Origin of the sequence: Pseudovibrio sp. POLY-S9 (assembly GCF_001431305.1) — a bacterium.
GTDB lineage: Bacteria > Pseudomonadota > Alphaproteobacteria > Rhizobiales > Stappiaceae > Pseudovibrio.
Window position 1 is genome coordinate 1 of the sequence record NZ_LCWX01000217.1, and the last position, 950, is coordinate 950.

The following is a 950-nucleotide window of genomic DNA, read 5'->3' on the forward strand; positions in this document are numbered from 1 at the left end:
GTCCGACTTGATGACGGCAAGGAGCATATTGTCGTCTGGCATCCGGACGGCGCATTGGGCGGTGTTACTGAAGGCAACACACCTGGAAGCGCGCCCTCTGGACGGAAGATTTTCGAGTAAGAGGTATTTATGAGCAGGTTTCAGGAGTTTCGCCGGACCCGCAAGTGGAAGTGGGGCAAGCGGCTTGCCATCACAGCAATTATCTTTGCTGTTGCAATTGATTTGGGCTTGAGAGGATTAACAAAGGCCATGTGGAAACCATTAAGTGCTAGTCTCGCCGATGAACGACCAGGCCATGTTTTGGCCGAGGAGTATTGGGAAGACCAAAAGGACTGGCACGCGAAAGAGCAGAAGGAGGATGCGGCTCGCCCCTGTCTGGCCGGTGTGAAATCAATCCCGCTTCGCCTGCAATTGACCAAAGGCATCGACTATCTTGATCCCTCAACCACCCGAATGATTGTCAGTGTTGGAGACGGTATGGGGTCATATAGAGGCACCACCACATACATGGGACCGCTTGTGCGGGAAGTGAACTTTGGAGCCCGCTATTGTCCGGATCACCTTAATGTGGATGATCCGTTTCACGTTGAAGCTCACAATCGGTTTTACATGATCGCGATTGATATGGAAAAGGGCCGCTACATTAGCTTTACCGGTGAAGAGAGTTACCCCATCGGCGTCTGGAGAGACGTAATAGTTGAACTCTACCCTTGGGGAGAGCAGACGCTCGATCCAGGCGGTAAATTTAATAAGCACCATATTTATCCTGCAGACCCGAAAGCGGTAGTGCCGGAGCGTTATCGCCGCAAAGTGCCCGGTCCCTCACAACTGGCACCATGGAGGTAGGTAATTTGTGTCAGTGCTGGATGTATTTTCCCCATTTGTGCTGCTTGAAAATTACCCACTTTCGCAGCTTTGACTTTTGATTGAAGGGGCATGCCCCTTCAATC

The 950-nt window shown here is 51.5% G+C and carries 1 protein-coding gene; it reads left to right on the plus strand.

The window, feature by feature from the left end; all coding sequences use genetic code 11:
- Positions 1-129 precede the first annotated feature (129 nt).
- Positions 130-846, plus strand: coding sequence for a hypothetical protein (locus PPL9_RS22385; RefSeq protein WP_057464810.1), 717 nt, complete (start codon positions 130-132; stop codon positions 844-846).
- Positions 847-950: the final 104 nt, after the last annotated feature.